General features: G+C 68.4%; 12 protein-coding genes. 7 read left to right on the forward strand and 5 right to left on the reverse strand.

All coding sequences use genetic code 11. The features are described from left to right. Nucleotides 1-99: 99 nt before the first annotated feature. Entirely contained in the window at nt 100-1,272 is a 1,173-nt protein-coding gene (locus tag ACYVO6_RS42145; protein ID WP_461070987.1) for a mandelate racemase/muconate lactonizing enzyme family protein, read from the reverse strand. A 262-nt stretch (nt 1,273-1,534) separates the two neighbouring features. On the opposite strand from ACYVO6_RS42145, the gene ACYVO6_RS42150 reads away from it, so the two are divergent. Beyond that, nucleotides 1,535-2,254: an SCO2400 family protein gene (locus ACYVO6_RS42150; protein WP_461070989.1), complete on the forward strand. Its 720-nt coding sequence runs from the start codon at nt 1,535-1,537 to the stop codon at nt 2,252-2,254. A gap of 134 nt (nt 2,255-2,388) precedes the next feature. Here the strand turns inward: ACYVO6_RS42150 and katG are convergent, their stop codons facing one another. The 3 genes from katG to ACYVO6_RS42165 form a co-directional block, all read right to left on the reverse strand. Next, a complete protein-coding gene (gene katG / locus ACYVO6_RS42155) occupies nt 2,389-4,605 on the reverse strand; it encodes a catalase/peroxidase HPI (protein WP_461070991.1) in 2,217 nt (738 codons plus the stop codon). A 41-nt stretch (nt 4,606-4,646) separates the two neighbouring features. Beyond that, nucleotides 4,647-5,084: a Fur family transcriptional regulator gene (locus tag ACYVO6_RS42160; protein ID WP_461070993.1), complete on the reverse strand. Its 438-nt coding sequence runs from the start codon at nt 5,082-5,084 to the stop codon at nt 4,647-4,649. A 292-nt stretch (nt 5,085-5,376) separates the two neighbouring features. Continuing rightward, nucleotides 5,377-5,817 (reverse strand): MarR family winged helix-turn-helix transcriptional regulator, encoded by a 441-nt coding sequence (locus ACYVO6_RS42165; protein ID WP_461070995.1) that lies wholly within the window; start codon nt 5,815-5,817, stop codon nt 5,377-5,379. An 87-nt stretch (nt 5,818-5,904) separates the two neighbouring features. Between ACYVO6_RS42165 and ACYVO6_RS42170 the strand changes: the two genes are divergently transcribed. The 6 genes from ACYVO6_RS42170 (at nt 5,905) to yjfF (ending at nt 13,358) form a co-directional block, all read left to right on the forward strand. Beyond that, nucleotides 5,905-6,903, forward strand: a complete 999-nt coding sequence (locus tag ACYVO6_RS42170) for an NADP-dependent oxidoreductase (RefSeq protein WP_461070997.1) — start codon at nt 5,905-5,907, stop codon at nt 6,901-6,903. Between the two features lie 448 nt (nt 6,904-7,351). Continuing rightward, nucleotides 7,352-8,416, forward strand: coding sequence for a LacI family DNA-binding transcriptional regulator (locus ACYVO6_RS42175; protein ID WP_461070999.1), 1,065 nt, complete (start codon nt 7,352-7,354; stop codon nt 8,414-8,416). 150 nt (nt 8,417-8,566) lie between these two features. Beyond that, nucleotides 8,567-9,574, forward strand: coding sequence for an ABC transporter substrate-binding protein (locus ACYVO6_RS42180; RefSeq protein WP_461071001.1), 1,008 nt, complete (start codon nt 8,567-8,569; stop codon nt 9,572-9,574). Between the two features lie 108 nt (nt 9,575-9,682). Next, entirely contained in the window at nt 9,683-11,221 is a 1,539-nt protein-coding gene (locus tag ACYVO6_RS42185; RefSeq protein WP_461071003.1) for a sugar ABC transporter ATP-binding protein, read from the forward strand. Continuing rightward, complete coding sequence (locus tag ACYVO6_RS42190) at nt 11,218-12,330, forward strand: ABC transporter permease (protein WP_461071005.1); 1,113 nt, start codon at nt 11,218-11,220, stop codon at nt 12,328-12,330. Before ACYVO6_RS42185 ends, ACYVO6_RS42190 begins: the two co-directional genes overlap by 4 nt. Continuing rightward, nucleotides 12,330-13,358 (forward strand): galactofuranose ABC transporter, permease protein YjfF, encoded by a 1,029-nt coding sequence (gene yjfF / locus ACYVO6_RS42195; protein ID WP_461071007.1) that lies wholly within the window; start codon nt 12,330-12,332, stop codon nt 13,356-13,358. The genes ACYVO6_RS42190 and yjfF overlap by 1 nt, the downstream gene beginning before the upstream one ends. A 359-nt stretch (nt 13,359-13,717) precedes the next feature. Here the strand turns inward: yjfF and ACYVO6_RS42200 are convergent, their stop codons facing one another. Beyond that, nucleotides 13,718-18,913, reverse strand: a complete 5,196-nt coding sequence (locus ACYVO6_RS42200) for a family 43 glycosylhydrolase (RefSeq protein WP_461071009.1) — start codon at nt 18,911-18,913, stop codon at nt 13,718-13,720. Nucleotides 18,914-19,015 lie beyond the last annotated feature (102 nt).

Raw genomic sequence — 19,015 nt, forward strand, 5'->3', positions numbered from 1 at the left:
CGCCCCTTCGGACCGCCGCGGCGGCGCGTGACCACCGCGGCGCCGGTCGGCGGTGCCGAGCGGGGCGCGGCCCGCGGCCCGTGCCGGTGCCGGGCGCCGTCACTTGGCACCGCCCTGCGAGGAGGGCTTGCGCTGCTCCCAGCCGTCCGCCCACAGGTCGAAGCGGGCCTGCTGCTGGGGGAACTCGGCTGCCGCGTCCGTGTCCAGCTCGACGCCGAGGCCGGGGGCGTCGGAGAGGTGGAAGCAGCCCGTCTCCGGGTCGACCTGGGGTGCGCCCTTGACGACCTTCTTGATCTCCGCGTCCGCGAAGTCGTTGAAGTGCTCGAGGATCTTGAAGTTCGGGGAGCTGAAGCCGACCTGGAGGGAGGCGGCGGTGAGGACCGGGCCACCCACGTTGTGCGGGGCGACGAGCACGTAGTGGGCCTCGGCGGTCGCGGCCAGCTTCCGCGTCTCCCAGATGCCGCCTATGTGGCCGACGTCGGGCTGGATGATGTCCACGGCCTGGCTCTCGAAGAGCTCGCGGAACTCGATGCGGTCGTGGATGCGCTCACCGGTCGCGACCGGGATGTCCACCTTCGCCGCCACCTTCTCCAGCGCCTTGAGGTTCTCCGGCGGAACCGGCTCCTCCAGCCAGGCCGGCTTGAAGGGCGCGAGCTCCTTGGCGAGCCGGACGGCGGTGGCGGGGGAGAAGCGGCCGTGCATCTCCAGCATCAGCTCGGCCTCGGGCCCGATCGCGTCCCGTACGGCCTCGATGAGGGAGACGGAGTAGAGCGTCGCCTCGTGGTCGAGCTCGAAGTGCCCGGTCCCGAAGGGGTCGATCTTGAGGGCCTTGTAGCCGCGCGCCATGACCGCCTGCGCAGCCTTGTGGTACGCCTCCGGGGTCCGCTCGGTGGTGTACCAGCCGTTGGCGTACGCCTTGACCTTGTCGGTGACCTTGCCGCCGAGCAGCTGCCAGACGGGGACGCCGAGGGCCTTGCCCTTGATGTCCCAGCAGGCCATCTCGATCACGGCGATGCCGGACATCACGATCTCGCCGGCCCGTCCGTAGTCGCCGTACTTCATGCGGCGGACCAGGTCCTCGACAGCGAGCGGGTCCGACCCGAGAATGTGGTTGGCCTCTGCCTCCCGCAGATAGCCCAGCAGCGCGTCGGTATGGCCCAGCATGCGGGTCTCGCCGACTCCGGTGAGTCCTTCGTCGGTGTGCACCTGAACGTAGGTCAGGTTCCGCCATGGCGTCCCTACCACGTGCGTGCTGATTCCAGTGATGCGCACGGCAGTCGCTCCCTGTGCTCTTCGGCTCTGTTCGAGATTTCGTCACTCGTTCGAAATGCTGACGCGACAGTAAGGAAATCGCGGTCGGAGTGTCAATGGGTCGAGCGGTCGAACGCGTAACGGTTTCGGCGCGATGGCGGTGGGATGGCGGGAAATGGTCCAGAGAGTCCTCCGGCCGGCGCACCGGATCGGGCGGTTCCTACACAACCTTCACAGCACTGACTAGGAACGTTACCCGTCCGGAATCTAGTCTTCCGGCGTCATGGACTATTGCCACCCGTGCCAACGGCACCTCAACGGCGCTCTCGCCTGCCCAGGGTGCGGCACACCGGCCGAAGCCTGCCGGGTGTATGCCGAGTCGCTGGACGCTCCAAGCGCGCGGGACGGGGCAGGTGCCTCCTCGGGTGACGACGCGTACGAGGACGACTCCGGCGACTCCGCGGATGCCGGTGGACGCCGGTCCAGGAAACGGTCCCATCGTGGGGCGCGGGAGACTCGACGGGACAGGCGGGCCGCGCTGCATCGGCGTCGTCGGCAGCGGGCGCTGCTGATCGGGGCGGGGCTGCTGCTCGCCGCGGGCGGGCTGAGCCTGGCGGAGCTGGGCAGGGAGGCGCCCTCGGGGCAGCCGAACAGCGCCCCGGACGACGAGGGCTCGGGTACGGGAGTGTCGGACGACGGGTCGCCGGGCTCGTCGGAGGGCGGGGCAGCGGGCTCCGCCGTGACGGACACGGAGTCGCCACAAGCGTCGGTTTCTCCCTCGCCTTCGGGATCGAAGAAGCCGAAGGACAAGGGCAAGGACGAGGGCAGGACCGAGAAGCCCTCGCCTACGCAGTCGTCGGAGGACCCCACGCCTGAGGCCCCGGACCCGACCACCGCCCCGTCGGCCCCCGACACACCGGATCCCCAGCCGACGACGAAGCCTCCGTCCCCGGAGCCGACGCCTTCGGAGACGTGCAAGCGGGTTTTGTTCTGGTGCTCGTAGCTTCGCGCGCCGATCTTGCCCGTCCCGTCGGCCGGAACTGAGAACGTCCGGCCCGCTGGGACCGACGACGTCCGGGCCGGCCCCAGCGGGCCGGCCCGGACGACGTACTCAGGTCCTCAGAACGATCGGAGCGATCAGACGAGGTCGAACCGGTCCAGGTTCATGACCTTGTCCCACGCCCCGACGAAGTCCTTCACGAACTTCTCCTTGGCGTCATCGCTCGCGTAGACCTCCGCGAGCGCACGCAGCTCGGAGTTCGAGCCGAAGACGAGGTCGGCACGGGTGCCCGTCCACTTGACCTCGCCCGTGGCGGCGTCGCGCCCCTCGAACGTGGTCTGGTCGGCGGACGTCGCCTTCCACGTCGTACCCAGGTCGAGCAGGTTGACGAAGAAGTCGTTCGTCAGCTTGCCGGGCGTCTCGGTGAGCACACCGAGCGACGACTGCTGGTGGTTCGCGCCCAGGACGCGCAGGCCACCGACGAGGGCCGTCAGCTCGGGGGCGCTCAGCGTGAGCAGGTTGGCGCGGTCGAGCAGCAGGTACTCGGCCGGCAGCCGGTTGCCCTTGCCGTGGTAGTTGCGGAAGCCGTCGGCGGACGGCTCAAGGGCGGCGAACGACTCGGCGTCGGTGTGCTCCTCGGTCGCGTCGACGCGGCCCGGGGTGAAGGGCACCTCGACGTCGACGCCCGCGTCCTTGGCGGCCTTCTCCACGGCCGCCGAGCCGCCGAGCACGATCAGGTCGGCCAGGGAGACCTTCTTGGCGCCGGAGTTGAACTCCTGCTGAATGCCCTCCAGGGTGCGCAGGACCGTCGCGAGCTGGTCGGGGTCGTTGGCCTCCCAGCTGCGCTGCGGCTCCAGGCGGATGCGCGCACCGTTGGCGCCGCCGCGCTTGTCGCTGCCGCGGAACGTCGAGGCCGACGCCCACGCGGTGCTGACCAGCTGCGAGACGGTCAGGCCCGAGTCGAGGAGCTTGGCCTTGAGGGACGCGATGTCCGCGGCGTCGATGGCCTCACCCTCCGCCTCCGGCAGCGGGTCCTGCCAGAGCAGGGTCTCCTCCGGGACCTCCGGGCCGAGGTACAGCGACTTCGGGCCCATGTCACGGTGGGTCAGCTTGTACCAGGCGCGGGCGAAGGCGTCCGCGAACTCCGCCGGGTTCTCGTAGAAGCGGCGGGCGATCGGCTCGTAGATCGGGTCGAAGCGCAGCGACAGGTCGGTGGTGAGCATCATCGGGAGCTTCGTCTTCGACGCGTCGTGTGCGTCGGGGATGATCGCCTCGGCGTTCTTCGCCACCCACTGGTTCGCGCCGGCCGGGCTCTGGGTGAGCTCGTACTCGTACTCGAAGAGGTTCTTGAAGAAGTTGTTGCTCCACTGCGTGGGCGTCTCCGTCCACGTCACCTCCAGGCCGGAGGTGATGGCGTCGCCGCCCTTGCCGGTGCCGTGGGTGCTCTTCCAGCCCAGGCCCTGCTCCTCCATGGAGGCGGCCTCGGGGTCGTTGCCGACGGCGTCCGCCGGGCCCGCACCGTGCGTCTTGCCGAAGGTGTGACCGCCCGCGATCAGGGCGACCGTCTCCTCGTCGTTCATCGCCATCCGGCGGAACGTCTCACGGATGTCGCGGGCCGCGGCGATCGGGTCCGGGTTGCCGTTCGGGCCCTCCGGGTTGACGTAGATGAGACCCATCTGGACCGCGCCGAGCGGGTTCTCCAGCTCGCGGTCGCCGGTGTAGCGCTGGTCGTCGAGCCAGGTGGTCTCGGGACCCCAGTAGACGTCCTCCTCGGGCTCCCAGACGTCCTCACGGCCGCCGGCGAAGCCGAAGGTCTCGAAGCCCATCTGCTCCAGGGCGACATTGCCGGTGAGGATCATGAGGTCGGCCCAGGAGATGTTCTGGCCGTACTTCTTCTTGACCGGCCACAGCAGACGGCGCGCCTTGTCCAGGTTGCCGTTGTCCGGCCAGCTGTTGAGCGGGGCGAAACGCTGCTGCCCGGCCCCGGCGCCGCCGCGGCCGTCGCTGATCCGGTACGTACCGGCGCTGTGCCAGGCCATACGGATCATCAGCGGGCCGTAGTTGCCGAAGTCGGCGGGCCACCAGTCCTGCGAGGTGGAGAGCACCTCGGCGATGTCCTGTTTCACCGCGGCCAGGTCGAGGTTCTTGAACGCCTCGGCGTAGTCGAACTCCTCGCCCAGCGGGTTGGCCACGGCGGGGTTCTTGGCAAGGATCTTCAGGTTGAGCCGCTCAGGCCACCACTGGCGGTTGCCGCCACCCTGCGTCGGGTGCAGGGCACGCCCGTGCGCGACCGGGCAGCCGCCCGCGCCCTCCGTCTTGGGATCGGTGACGATTGCGTCGGGGTTCTCGGCCATGGGGGAAATCCTTCCGAACTACTAGTGGATCACGGTGCTCATCAGGTACCGCGGGGGGTGGAACAGTCGGGGCACAGGCCCCAGTAGATGACCTCGGCCTCGTCGACTGAGAAGCCGCGGTCGTCGGATGCGGTGAGGCAGGGGGCGTGGCCGACCGCGCAGTCGACGTCGGCGAGGACGCCGCACGACCGGCACACGAGGTGGTGGTGGTTGTCCCCGACGCGCCCCTCGAACCGGGCCGGGTGGCCGAGCGGTTCGATACGGCGTACGAGTCCCGTCGCGGCGAGCGCGTGCAGGCCCTCGTACACGGCCTGCAGGGAGACCTGGCCCACACGCTCGCGCACCCCGGAGGCGATCGCCTCGACTCCGAGGTGGTCACCGTGCCGGACGGTCTCGAGCAGCGCGACACGGGCGGCCGTCACCCGGAGGCCGACACCGCGCAGCTCCTCGGCGGTGGTCGGGGACTGGGAGGCGGTCATGGCGCCCAACCTACCTCGATAAACACGAACGGTTCAAGAAAAAGAATGGTTCTAATTTTGTGCCGCGTCGTGCGTTACTTGTCCCGTTATGGCACTTTCTGTCCCCACTGTTCGGTGGCAGGAGGGGGTGTTGGGCGGGGTGTCGGACGGTGCTCTCAGGTGCGTCACAGTTCGGGCTGCGTGCCCCAAAGGGGCGCGGGGCTGTGGCATTTGCGGCTCCGCCGCGTGGGCGCGAGCAACTCACCGCAACCCGCACTCGATCCCGAACCCCCCACTCCGTAGGCGCCCCAGCTCAGGACGGAGTCCCAAGCATCCGCAGCAGCAGGTTCCGCAGGGCCAACCGCTCATCCCGCGACAGCCCCGCCAGCGGCTCGCGCGCGAAGTGCAGTGAGTCGCGAAGGCTCCGGGCGATCCGGCGCCCTTCGTCCGTCACCGCCGCCAGCTTCACGCGACGGTCGCCCGGATCGGGCCGCCGCTCGACCAGTCCACGTGACTCCAGCCGGTCCACTATCCCGGTCACGTTCGACGGCTCGCACTTGAGCTTCTGGGCCAGCCGCCGCATGGGCAACGGCTCCAGCGAGAGCAGGCTCAGCAGCCGCGCCTGCGCCCCTGTCAGCGCATGCTCGGCGGCAGCGTCGTCGTACTCCTCGTGATAGCGGGCCACCACCGTGCCGATGAGGTCGACGACCTCCAGGGTCAGGGCATCGGGGCGGGTCTTCTGTGGAGCGGCCATGGGCTCCAGCGTACCCCCATTACTTGACAACCTGAAATATTCGGGCGCATGCTTGTTTCAGGTACTGAAGTAAATGGAAAGGCTCTCATGATCAACCGCGAATGGCACCTCCTCAGCCGCCCCGTCGGCTGGCCCAAGCCCGAGGACTTCTCCCTCGTCGAGACCGAGGTCGAGCAGCCGGGTCCGGGCCAGGTGCTGGTACGCAACCAGTACCTCAGCGTGGACCCGTACATGCGCGGCCGTATGAGCGCCGCGAAGTCGTACGTCGCGCCCTACGAACTCGGCAAGCCCATGCAGGGCGGCGCCGTCGGCGAGGTCATCGCCTCCAACGCCGAGGGCATCGCGGTCGGCGACCACGTCCTGCACTTCCTCGGCTGGCGGGAGTACGCCGTCGTGGACGCCAAGCAGGCGGTCAAGGTCGACCCCGAGGCGGCACCGCTGAGCACGTACCTTGGCGTGCTCGGCATGACGGGCCTGACCGCGTACGCGGGTCTGCTGCGCGTCGGCGCCTTCAAGGAGGGCGACGCGGTCTTCGTCTCCGGCGCGGCCGGTGCCGTCGGCAGCCAGGTCGGCCAGATCGCCAGGCTCAAGGGCGCCTCGCGGGTCATCGGCTCCGCCGGCTCCGACGACAAGGTCAAGCTCCTCGTCGAGGAGTACGGCTTCGACGCCGCCTTCAACTACAAGAACGGCCCGGTCTGGGAGCAGCTCAAGGAGGCTGCCCCGGACGGCATCGACATCTACTTCGACAACGTCGGCGGCGAGCACCTCGAGGCCGCGATCGGCGCGCTCAACCTGCGGGGCCGGGCCGTGATCTGCGGCATGATCTCGCAGTACAACGCGACCGAGCCGACTCCCGGCCCGCGCAACATGGTCAAGATCCTGCAGAACCGGCTCCGCGTCGAGGGTGTTCTGGTCGGCGACCACTACGACCTCCAGCCCGAGTTCGTCCAGGAGGTCGGTCCCTGGGTCCGCTCCGGCGAACTGAAGTACCGCGAGACGGTCGTCGAGGGCATCGAGAACAACCTGGAGGCGTTCCTCGGCGTCCTGCGCGGCGACAACACCGGGAAGATGATCGTCAAGCTCTGACGACTGCCGGCCTCCTCGGACGGCAGGAGAGAGGCCGCACCCATGCCGGTGGGTGCGGCCTCTTCGGTGCGTACGGCTTCTCGTGCGTACGGCGGCCGTCGTCGAGCTGTCGGTGGACGGGCGTTAACAACGTTGTCCAAGGTCTGGCGCACGCCAGCAGACTGGTCGACCCCGCTCCCACATTGATATGCGGCCAAATCGATATACGACCGTGAAGAACCGCACGTCAATACCTCGTGGCCGGGGCTTTCGCCTCGGAGCGGCTCCGCCGCCGCAGCCGGCCGCCGCCTCGGCCCTTGCCGTCCGCCGTGTTATTCAACCGTGACGCCTTCTCCTTGCAGCCCTCTTGACCACCGTGGATTGTTAGCGCTCACAATGACGTCCGCACTCACCGGTCGGCGTCCATCGCCGTCCAACGGCGTTCAACGGCATCCAAGGAGGCGCGGCCGTGACACACGCACAGCTTCGGCCGCCCACCATGGCGGACGTCGCACGACTGGCAGGGGTGTCCCACCAGACCGTGTCCCGCGTACTGGGGGACCACCCCAATGTGCGGGACGAGACACGGGCCAAGGTGCTGCGCGCGATCGAGGAGATGGGCTACCGCCGCAACTTCTCCGCGCGGGCGCTGGCGACCCGGCGCACCCGGACCCTGGGTGTGGTCGCCTCCAACACCACCCTCTACGGACCGGCCAGCACGTTGTTCGCGCTGGAGGAGGCGGCGCGTGCCGAGGGGTATCTCGTCTCGACGGTCAGTCTGCGCAGGCTGACGGTGGAGACGCTGTCCGAGGCCCTGGACCGCCTCAGCGAGGGCGGGGTGGAGGGCGTCATCGCCATCGCCCCGCAGCGGTCGGCGGTCGAGGCCCTTGCCGAACTCCGCCACCCCTTCCCGGTGGTGGCCGTGGGCACCGGGTCCGGCGCGGAGGTCCCCAACGTCAACGTGGACCAGCAGCTGGGCGCGCGGCTGGCCACCGGCCATCTGCTCGCCGCCGGCCACCGCAGGGTCTGGCATCTCGCCGGGCCCGAGGACTGGCAGGAGGCGGCCGACCGGGTCGCCGGCTGGCGGGCCACTCTCGAAGAGGCGGGTGTCGAACCGCCGTTGCCGCTGAGGGGTGACTGGAGTCCGCTGTCGGGCTACCGTGCCGGCCAGGAACTGGCCGGCTGGGTGGGCCGGGGGCTGACCGCCGTCTTCGTCGCCAACGACCAGATGGCACTGGGGGTGCTGCGGGCCCTGCGTGAGGCGGGTGTGCGAACTCCCCAGGACGTGGCGGTGGTCGGCTTCGACGACATCCCGGAGTCGGAGTTCTTCGCTCCGCCGCTCACCACCGTCCGGCAGGACTTCTCGACGGTGGGCGAACGGAGCATCGCCCTCCTCCTCGATCTCATGGAGGGCCGGGCTCCTTCCGGGCCGGCCCGGATCGCCATCGAACCCCAACTCGTCGTCCGCGCCAGTACCTTTCCGTACGGCCCTCAACCTCCGTACGGCCCTCAACCGGGGAACGTTCCCGACTGACGCGGACGCAACCGGTCGCTCTGCACGTACCAGTGCGACCGACATTTCGAACAATGATCGACAGGCTGGACGTAGTACGGCCGGCCGTTCCACCAGCACCACCGAGTACCAGCGGGTCCCTCGCCGGGCCGGCACTTCAAAGGAGAAGACATGCTCAACAGACGGAACTTCCTCACCGCGGCGGTCGGCGTGGCAGCTGCGGGCGGCCTGGCGGCCTGCGCCAAGGAGGACGAGGGCTCCTCCAGCTCCTCCTCCGGCGGCGGCAGCAAGAAGCTCACCCTCGGCTTCTCCCAGGTCGGCTCGGAGAGCGGCTGGCGCACCGCCAACAGCGACTCGGTGAAGTCGGCGGCCAAGGAGGCGGGTTACACCCTCAAGTTCTCCGACGCGCAGCAGAAGCAGGAGAACCAGATCTCCGCGATCCGCAGCTACATCACCCAGGGCGTGGACGTCATAGCCTTCTCGCCGGTGGTCGTCACCGGCTGGGACGCGGTGCTCAAGGAGGCCAAGGCCAAGAAGATCCCCGTGGTCCTCACCGACCGCTCCGTCGAGACCTCCGACGAGTCCCTGTACGTCACGCTCGTCGGCTCGGACTTCACGGACGAGGGCCGGCGCGCGGCCAGGATCCTGGAGAAGGTCCTCGAGAAGGCCGGCCACAAGGGCGCCGTGAAGATCGCACAGCTGGAGGGCACCACCGGTGCCGCCCCCGCGATCGAGCGTGCCAAGGGCTTCAAGGAGGTCATGGACGCGGACCACAAGGACGACTGGAAGATCGTCGTCAGCCAGACCGGTGACTTCACCCGCGCCGGCGGCAAGCAGGTCATGGCGGCCTTCCTGCAGTCCAACCCGGACATCGACGTGCTGTTCGCGCACAACGACGACATGGGCATCGGCGCCATCCAGGCCATCGAGGCGGCCGGCAAGAAGCCCGGCAAGGACATCCTGATCGTCACGGTCGACGGCGTGAAGGACGGCTTCGTCGCCATGTCCGAGGGCAAGATCAACGCCATCGTCGAGTGCAACCCGCTGCTCGGCCCCCAGCTGATGGAGGTCGTGCAGAAGGTCAAGGACGGCGAGACGGTCGAGCGCTGGATCAAGACCAAGGAGAGCGACTTCATGCAGGACCAGGCCAAGGAAGCGCTCCCGACCCGCAAGTACTGACCGACCGCACCCACCGGCAGGGAGCCTCCGCCCGACCGAGCCCTCCGTCCAGAGGGCTGGCCAGGAGGCTCCCTGCGGGCCTGAACGAAATTCATGAGGAGCGCTGCCATGGCAGAGCCGCAGCCCGTCCTGGAGATGACGGGCATAGTCAAGGAGTTTCCGGGGGTACGGGCTCTGTCCGGTGTCGACTTCCGGCTCTTCCCCGGCGAGATCCACGCCCTGATGGGCGAGAACGGGGCCGGGAAGTCCACCCTCATCAAGGTGCTGACCGGCGTCTACTCGCTGGATGACGGCACGATTACCCTCGACGGGCAGTCCGTGCAGATCGACAGCCCGCTGCAGGCGCAGCAGGCCGGGATCAGCACGGTCTACCAGGAGGTGAACCTCTGCCCCAACCTGTCGGTGGCGGAGAACATCTTCATCGGCCGTGAACCCACCCGCTTCGGCCGCATCCAGTGGAACCGCATGCGCAAGGAAGCGGCGGAGCTGGTCGACCGGCTCGGCCTCGACATCGACGTGACCGCGCCCTTGTCCTCGTACCCGCTGGCCGTCCAGCAACTGGTCGCGATCGTACGGTCCGTGGGCACCGGCGACAGCGACGGCGCGGGAGCCGGCACCAAGGTGCTGGTCCTGGACGAGCCGACCTCCAGCCTCGACCGCGACGAGGTCCTCGAACTGTTCCGCCTGATGCGGCAGTTGAGGGACGAGGGCGTCGCGATCCTGTTCGTCTCCCACTTCCTCGACCAGATCTACGAGATCTGCGACCGGATGACCGTGCTGCGCAACGGCACTCTCGTCGGCGAGCACATGGTGAGCGAGCTCGACCAGGTCGGACTGATCCAGCTCATGATCGGCAAGGCCCTGGACCAGCTGGAGGAGCTCCAAGAGCACCAGCTGCGCTCCGATGTCGGCGAGACGCTGGTCCAGGCGGACGGCCTCGGCAGGACGGGCGGCATCGCCCCCTTCGACCTGGAGATCAAGAAGGGCGAGGTCCTCGGACTGGCCGGCCTGCTCGGCTCGGGCCGTACCGAACTCGCCCGGCTTCTCTTCGGCGCCGACCAGCCCGACAGCGGCAAGGTGTCCATCGGCGGCAAGCAGGTCTCGATGAGCGCCCCGAACGACGCGATCGGCGCGGGTGTCGCGTTCTGCTCGGAGAACCGCAAGAGCGAGGGCCTCGTACCGGATCTGACGGTGCGCGAGAACATCATCCTCGCCCTCCAGGCGGCCCGCGGCTGGACCCGGCCCATCCCCGCCTCCCAGCGTGACGAACTCGTCGCCAAGTACATCAAGGCGCTGGACATCCGCCCCGCCAACCCGGAGGCCCGCGTCGGCCAGCTCAGCGGCGGCAACCAGCAGAAGGTACTGCTCGCCCGCTGGCTGATCACCCAGCCGAAGCTGCTGATCCTGGACGAGCCGACGCGCGGCATCGATGTCGGCGCGAAGGCGGAGATCCAGAAGCTGGTGGTCTCGCTCTCCGAGGACGGCATGGCAGTGCTGTACATCGCGGCCGAGCTGGAGGAGGTACTCCGGCTCAGTCACACCATCGGAGTGCTGCGTGACCGCAAGCTCGTCGCGCAGATGGCCAACGGGCCCGAGATCACTCCCAGCCGGATCCTGGAGACCATCGCGAGCGGAGAGCACCAGTGACCACCACTTCCCGATGGCGAGCGCTGACGCACCACAACCTGTTCTGGCCGGTCGTGGTCCTGGTCGTGCTGCTGCTCGTCAACGTTCCCTTCACACCCGACTTCTTCTCGATCCGCATGACGGACGGCCACCTCCACGGCAGCCTCGTCTCGATCGTGCTGTTCGGCTCGCCCCTCATCCTGGTGGCGGTCGGCATGACCCTGGTCATCGCCACCGGCGGCATCGACCTCTCCGTCGGCGCCGTGGTCGCCATCACCGGGGCCCTGACCTGTTCGTACATCAGTGACCAGTCCGACCAGAGCGCCCTGTCCGGGGTGTTCCTGGCCATGGGCATCGGACTGCTGGCCGCGGTCGTCTGCGGACTGTGGAACGGCTTCCTGGTCGCCCGTATGGGCATCCAGCCGATCATCGCCACGCTGATCATCATGGTCGCCGGACGCGGTGTCGCCCAGCTGGTCACCGACGGCCAGATCATCACCATCAACAGCGAGCCGTACAAGCTGATCGGCGGCGGCTACTGGCTGACGCTGCCCTTCTCCATCTTCGTGGTGGCCGTGGTCGTGGCCGTCACCGTGGCGCTGACCCGCCGCACGGCGCTCGGCCTGCTCGTCGAGTCGGTCGGCGGCAACGCGGAGGCCAGCCGCCTGGTGGGCATCCGCTCCCGGCGTATCAAGATCATGGTGTACGTGTTCTGCGCGCTGTGCGCGGGCATCGCGGGCCTGATGATCAGCTCCAACACCTCGGCCGCGGACGGCAACAACGCCGGCCTGTGGATCGAACTCGACGCGATCCTCGCCGTGGTGATCGGCGGCACCTCGCTGCTGGGCGGCCGGTTCTCCATCGGCGGCACGGTGATCGGCGCCCTCGTCATCCAGACCCTGACCACCACGATCTACACCATCGGCGTGCCGACCCAGACCAACCTGGTCTTCAAGGCCGCCGTCGTCATCGTCGTCTGCCTGCTGCAGTCCCCGAAGTTCCGCGCCAAGGTCTTCGGCGCCAAGTCCGGTACCGGGTTCGGCTCGAAGGGCGGCACCGGCAAGCCCGTCGCGGCCCAGGCGGAGCCCGCCGCGGCGACCGAGGCCGCTCCCAAGATGGAGGTGTCGTGATGAGCACGACCACGACCACCAAGCGCCCCACGGCCCCGGACAGCCGTACTCCGTCCAAGGCCGCGCAGCTGCTCGGCGACCGGCGGCTGCCCGTCCTGGTGACGGCCGGGCTCTTCCTCGCGATGTACGTGGCGGGCCTGAGCCGGTACCAGAACTACGGGTTCGGCGAACCGCAGGTCTTCATGAACCTGTTCATCGACAACGGCTATCTGCTGGTCGCCGCCGTCGGGGTCACCTTCGTCATCCTGTCCGGCGGCATCGACCTGTCCGTGGGCTCCGTGATCGGTTTCACGACCATGTTCACGGCATGGCTGGTGGAGCGTCAGGGCCTGCCGATCCTGGTCGTCATCCCCATGGCGCTGGCCGTGGGCGCCTTCGGTGGCTTCCTGATGGGCTATGTGATCCACAACTTCGAGATCCAGCCCTTCATCGTGACCCTGGCCGGCCTCTTCCTCTTCCGGGGTCTGTGCCTGGTCATCAGCAAGGAGTCGATCTCCATCGGCGACTCCTCGGTGAGCAGCATGGCCGGGGCGCAGGTGTCGCTGGGGGCGGGTTTCCTCTCGATCGGTGCGATCGTCGCGCTGGTCGTGCTCGCCGTGGCGTTCTACGTCCTGCACTACACGCGCTTCGGACGCCGGGTGTACGCCGTCGGCGGCAACGAGCAGTCGGCCCTGCTGATGGGCCTTCCGCAGGGCGGCACGAAGATCGCCGTCTACACGATCAGCGGCTTCTGCTCGGCGCTCGCCGGACTGCTGTTCACCCTCTACATCCAGTCCGGTGACCCCCTGCACGCCACCGGCATGGAACTCGACGCGATCGCCGCGGTCGTCATCGGCGGCACGCTGCTCACGGGCGGCTCCGGCTATGTGATCGGCACCCTGTTCGGTGTGCTGGTGCTGGGCCTGATCAAGAGCATCATCCAGTTCGAGGGCACGCTCAGCTCCTGGTGGACGAAGATCGCCACGGGTGTGCTGCTGTGTGCGTTCATCTTGATCCAGCGGGCGATGACGGCTCGTAAGAAGACCTGAGCCGGACGTACGATCCGCGTCCGCGGCACAGCAAGGGGCCACCTCGTGGGAGGTGGCCCCTTGCTGTTCGTTGTGCGGTTAACCGGCCGCAGGTGGGCGGGAGGAGGCGCCAGGTGTGTTTTCGCCCCCGCCGCCCCTACCCGTCCCATCCCGGGGCTCTGCCCCCAGACCCCCGTATCGGCCTGACGGCCTCGTCCTCAAACTCCCCCAGCTACCGCTGGGGTGCCCCCAGAGGTGCCCCCGGACGGGCTGAAATCAGCCCGTCCGGCGTTTGAGGACCGGGGGTCCGGNNNCGCCCGGGGTCCCGGGCGCCGCTCCTTGGGGTGGTTACGAGGGCCTTGCGGCCCTGCCGTCAGGTGTCAGGCGTCGCCGAAGATGATGCCGTAGGCCTTGCTGCCCGTGAGGTTGTCGTAGACGACGTCTCCCGTGGACTTCTTCCAGATCTTGATGCGGTACGTGTCCGGGGCGTTGGTGACGGTGATACGGAAGCCGTAGCCACTGGTGCCGTTGACCGTGCCGGAGCCCTGGTACTGGGCTTCGGAGCCGGTGACCACCAGCCAGTCGGAGGAGGTGGAGCGGAACTTCAGCTTGCCGACGCCGTAGGTGAAGGTGGCATTGCCGCTCGGGACGGTGGCGCCCTTCTTGTACTTGGCGCCGAAGGAGAAGGCCGCCGGACCGGTCAAGGTGGGCTTGGCGGGGTAGGCGCCGGCCGGCGAGGAGATCACGCCGACGCCCGCGATCGGCCCGGCTGCCCGGTCGTACACGATCAGTTCGGCGAGCTTGGTGTTGTCCGAGCCGCCGTCGTCGTCCGTGACCGTGATCTCCGGCCGGTGAATGCCCGCCTTGGTGTAGGTGTGGGTGGCTTCGCAGCGGGAGCCGCTGACCTTTCCGGCGGTCGGTTCGGTGCCGTCCTTCCAGTCGACCCGGCAGGTCTGGGTGTCGCCGGAGCCGAGGTCGGTGAAGTCGGCCGTGACGACCGCGCTCTTGCCCGCCGCCACCGGGTCCTTCGGGCCCGTACCCGCCGTGATCACCGGCGCCGCGTTGTCCACGGTCACGGTGAGCGTGTCGCTGCTGCGGCCGCCGGTCAGCGTGACCTCGTACGTGCCGTCGTCGTCGCAGGTGATCGTGGTCAGGATGGCGGAGGAGTCGGAGAAGGCGCAGGGCGCTCCGTCCTCCACCGTCCACTTCGGGCCACCGGCCCCGGAGACCGTGCCGGTGAGGGAGATCGCGCCGCCCTCGGTGCCGGCGGCGTCGGGCCCGGCGCGCACGATCGTGACCGGGTCGATGCTCGTCAGCGTCGGGACGACCTTCTTGATCAGGCCGTCGGAGTCGAACTCCAGCTTGTCGATAGTGGTTTCGCGGTGGGTGCCGTCACCGCCGGGGATGGCGAAACGGTGGTAGGCGATGTACCAGTCGTCGGTGTTCGGCACCTTCACCACCGAGTGGTGGCCGGGGCCCTTGATACCGAGCGAGAGGTCCTTCTCCAGGATCATGCCCTTCTTGGTCCAGGGACCGGTGGGCGAGGACCCGGTCGCGTAGGCGACGCGGTAGTTCTCGTCGCGCGTGTCGTTCTCCGACCACATGAAGTAGTAGGTGCCCTTGCGCTTGATGACGAAGGTGCCCTCGTTGTAGCCGCTCGGGGTGATGTTGGTGACCTTCGAGGAGTCGAAGGAGACCATGTCGTCGTTGAGCGGGACGACGTACGCCCTGCCGTTGCCCCAGTAGAGATACGACTGGCCGTCGTCGTCCGTGAAGACCGCCGGGTCGATCATCTGGCCCGTGAAGGCGCCGGCGGCGATCAGCGGCTTGCCCAGAGGCTCCTTGAACGGGCCGGTGGGCGAGTCGGAGACCGCGACGCCGATGTTCGCGTCGGCGGAGAAGTAGAAGTAGTACTTCCCGTTCTTCTCCTCCATCGTCGGCGCCCAGGCCCTGCTGTCGGCCCACGCCACGTCCGGGCCCAGGTCGAGGATGACTCCGTGGTCCTCCCAGTGCACCAGGTCCTTGGAGGAGTACGCCTTGAACTGCGTGCCGCTCCAGCCGGGGAAGCCGTCGGTGGTCGGGTAGATGTAGAAGGTGTCGCCGAACCGCACGATGTTCGGGTCGGCGTTGAGCCCCGGCAGGACCGGGCTCTTCATCTCCAGGGCCCGGACCGTCCAGGTGCGCTTCCTGCCGTCCGAGCCGGTCACCTCGTACGTCACCGGCTCGGTGAAGTCGCGCAGGGTGCCGGACGCGGGGCTGATGGTCGCGCCGTTGGCGAGGCCGAACTCCGGTGCCAGGGCGGTCACATCACTGCCCGCGGTCAGCGGGAGCGTGATCCTGCTGTCCGCGTCGTCGATGATCGCGTCGACCTTCAGCGCGGGGTGGGTCGCCGAGGCGATACCTGTGGTGTTCCCGCTGAGCTCCAGGATCTCGGCGGGTGACAGCGCCCGGTTGTAGATCCGGAAGTCGTCGACCTCGCCGCCGAAGTACGGGTCGGGGGCGTACATGGACCTGCCGATGTAGCCGGAGTAGCCCTTCGACGCGTCGTACATCTCGGACGGCTTGATGGTGACACCGGTCGCCCGGGCCGCCTCGGCGCCGTCGACGTAGAGGACCGCCGTCTCGGTCGCGCTGTTCACCGTGACGGTGACGTGCTTCCACTCACCGGGAGTGAGCTGCGAGCCGCCGACCATCTGCTTCTCGCCCGACCAAGTGGCCTTGGTGATCGCGGAGAAGACCTTGCCGCCGCCGTTCGACGGGGTGGCGAAGAGGTACTTGTCGCTGTCCGGGCCCAGCCCGAAGAGCCACTGGAAGTTGTCCCCGCCCTTCCACTTCACGTGGGTGGAGACGGTGACGCTGTCAGCGCCCTTCAGGACGCCGTTCGGGATGCTGACGTACGGGGAGGTGGTGGAGGAGCTGGAACCGCCGGACATCTTGAAGGAGCCGTCCTTGACCCCCGTTCCGAAGTCGGGCGTACGGACGTACGTGCCGTGGTAGCCGTGCCCGCTGGAGTCACGGGCGATGTTGCCGCCGGTCTCGTCGAAGTCGTAGCGCAGCAGCAGGTCGGCGGGCACCTCGGGGCCCTGAGCCGAGACCGTGACCTCGGCCCTGGCCTTGAGCGCGGCGCCGTCGGGCAGGCTGCCCTCCACCGTGAAGGTGCCGGCCTGCGCGTACGCCGAGGCCGGGACGTCGTCCCAGGTGACGGAGACGGGCCGCTTGGCGCCGTCCGCGTACTCGGCGATCACGGTGCCCGGCAGGACCGGTGCGTCACCGATGCCCGTCGTCACCTTGACGTCCTCGACCGACTGGACGAGCTGGTCCGACTGGTAGGCCTTCAGCAGCCGGTCGTACTCGGCCTGCGTGACCGGAAGTACCGTGCCGTGGCGGGGCTTTGACGGCAGGTCATAGCCCGTGGACGGGGTCCAGTTGCCGGAGGCGAGGTCCGTCGTCTCGAACGGGATGTAGCCGCGGCCGCCGAACTCGTCGAGGAACGCGTACCACTTCTCCTCGGTGTTGGACTTGAAGACCAGCGGTCCCTCGGCGGCGCTCATCACACCTTTGCCGATGCCCTCGGCGACGAAGTCGTAGGAGGGGTCGAGGATCGAGTCGCTCTTCTCGTGGAAGATGAACTTGCTGTTCGGAGTGGAGGAGGTGTTGTTCCGCTCGTCCTTGGACAGGCGGTGGTACGTGCCGTCGTGCTTGATCATCGTGGAGTCGATGACCGAGTAGCCGCGGTCGATCCAGACCTTGGGCTCGCTGAAGGTGTGGAAGTCGCGGGTGGTGGCGTACATCATGCGGTTGTACGTGTCGCCCGTGTGCGCCTCGTTGTCGTACAGCTTCGACGCCCAGAAGACGACGTACTCGCCGAGCTTCTCGTCGTAATAGGCCTCCGGGGCCCAGGTGTTGCCCGCCGAGTCCGGGGAGACCTTGACCAGGCGCTGGTTCGTCCAGTTCACCAGGTCGGTGGACTCCCAGACCATGATGGACTTGCTGCCGGTGCGCTGGGACGCGTCCCAGTTGCCGTTGCCGTAGATCCGCAGGTCGGTGGCGATCTGGTAGAACTTGTCGCCCTCGGGGGAGCGGATGATGAACGGGTCGCGCAGACCCTTCTCACCGAGCGTGGAGGTCAGGACGGGCTTGCCGTCGTTCAACTCCCGCCAGTTCAGCGGGTCGTTGCCCTTGCTGAGGGCGGCGTAGAGCTGCTCGCCGTCCGAGGTGCCCTCGCCGGTGAAGTAGCTGAACATATAGCCCTTGAGGGCGGCCTTGGCGGGGAGCTCGGGCACCTTCGCGGTGAACGCCCGGGTCGCCTTGGCATCTCCCTTGGTGACGGTGGCGGTCAGCTCCACGGTGGTGTCGCCGTCGCCGTGCGCGGGGCGCTTCACCAGGCCGTCGGCGTCGATGACGTCCGGCTTCGCGGACGACCAGGCGACCTTCGTGCCGTAGTCACCGGTCGCGGGCAGGGTCAGGTTGCCGCGTACGTCGTCGAGGTTGTGGACGGACAGCGCCTCGGCGGCCTGCTGCGTGGCCGTGGCGTCGTCGAAGGCGGCGGGGACCGTGATGTCGAAGCTCTTGGTGTCGGTCACGGTGCCCTTCTTCAGGGTCGCCGTGAGCGTGGCGCGGCCGTCCGGCTCACCGGCCGGGGGGCGGGTGACCTTGCCGGTGGCGGAGACGACGTCGGGGTTGTCGCTCGCCCAGCTGATCTTCGATCCGCCGGCGGTGCCCGTGGTGGGCAGAGTCAGGTCGGAGACGACGGCGCTGGTGTCGCCGAGGGTGAGAGCGGCCTTGTCGTCGGCGACACCCTGGGTGGCGACGGGGAGGGAGAGCTCCTCGACCTCCGAGCCGCCGAGTGCCCGGTCGTAGACTCGGAAATCGCGGATCCTGCCCTTGAAGAGCTTGTCGCCCGGGTACACGGACTTGCCGACGTAGTTGGCGGTCGTGATGCCGGAGCCGATGGCGCCCGGGGTGATGGTGACCGACGTGTTGCGGGCCACCTCCACGCCGTCCTCGTACAGCACACCCGTGTTGCCGGTCTGGGTGTACGTGACCTGCTTCCAGACGGAGCGGGTCAGGTTGCCGGAGGCGGACGGCCTGGTGGTCTGTTCCGTCGACCAGTTGCCGGTGGCTATGGAAGTCCGGAAGCTGTCGCCCGTGGTGAAGAGGTAGCCGTTGCCGGCGGTGCCGCTGGTGTTGCCGAAGCCATAGAGGAAGTACGGGGTGGCCTGGGTGGAGTCGATCCGTACGTCCATCGAGACGGAGATCGAGTCCATGCCCTTCATGATGTCGTCCGGCACCTTGATGTAGGTGTCGGAGCCGTTGAAGGCGAGTCCCTCGCCGCTGCCGGACCAGTTGGCGGTGCCGCTGACGGTGCCGTTCCGGCCGTTTCCGGAGGCGTCGGCCGCCACGGTGCCCGAGGTGGCGTCGAGCTTGTACCAGAGGGCCAGGCCGTCGGTGATCTCCGCCGCCTGTACGGGGGCGACGGGTCCGGCGAGACCCAGGAACAGTGACGCGGCGGTCAGCCCGGCGAGATGGCCCGCCCAACGTCTCGCGCGGCTGCGAGGCCGGTCGGTCTGCGGCATGTCAAGTCTCCTCGTTGAGACGTCGCTCATCGCTCAAGGGACGACGGGAGAACGAAGGGAGAGTGGGTGGCGGGCCCTGACGCCTGGGCACCCTGCTGTTTC

It is taken from the genome of Streptomyces pseudoechinosporeus, assembly GCF_054783935.1.